We start from the raw sequence: 735 nt of genomic DNA on the forward strand, positions 1-735 counted from the left end.
TTGTATTAATGAATACCACAGGCTATGCCTGTGGTTCTAAAAAGCTTATAGCTATGAGTAGAAAAAAATAACCTCCAATGCTAAGATAGAAGCAGGTTTGCCGACCGCATCTATAATAGACAAAGGAGGAAGTCCAAATGGACAACAAAAATTTAGCACATACCAAATGGAATTGCAAATATCATATAGTATTTGCACCAAAATACAGACGTCAAATAATTTATGGAAAGATAAAAAAAGATATTGGGCAGATAATCCGTAAATTATGTGAGTATAAAGGCGTAGAAATAATAGAAGCAAATGCATGTAAAGATCACATACATATGTTAGTAAGTGTACCACCTAAATTAAGCGTATCACAGTTTGTAGGATATCTAAAAGGAAAAAGTTCACTGATGATATTTGACAGACATGCTAATTTAAAATATAAATATGGGAATAGAAAATTTTGGTGTAAAGGATATTTTGTAGATACAGTAGGAAGGAACAAAAAGGCAATAGAACAGTATATAAGAAATCAATTACAAGAAGATATAGCCTCAGACCAATTAAGTCTGAAGGAATATATTGACCCGTTTACGGGTAAGCCGATAATAAAAGGCTAATGAAAACACCTTTAGGTGTAACTTGAGAATAGATGCAGTTGGCAGACTATTCAATGAGTCTTGAGACTCAGCTAGTAACATACCCTTATAGGGTAAGTGCAAACCACCCGTTTTACGGGTGGTGGTGATT

General features: G+C 33.9%; 1 protein-coding gene. It reads left to right on the forward strand.

Going from position 1 to position 735, the window contains the following annotated elements; all coding sequences use genetic code 11:
• Positions 1-137 precede the first annotated feature (137 nt).
• Positions 138-605 (forward strand): IS200/IS605 family transposase, encoded by a 468-nt coding sequence (gene tnpA / locus AACQ14_RS23430; protein ID WP_339365971.1) that lies wholly within the window; start codon positions 138-140, stop codon positions 603-605.
• Positions 606-735 lie beyond the last annotated feature (130 nt).

This window comes from Vallitalea maricola (assembly GCF_036985595.1).
GTDB lineage: Bacteria > Bacillota > Clostridia > Lachnospirales > Vallitaleaceae > Vallitalea > Vallitalea maricola.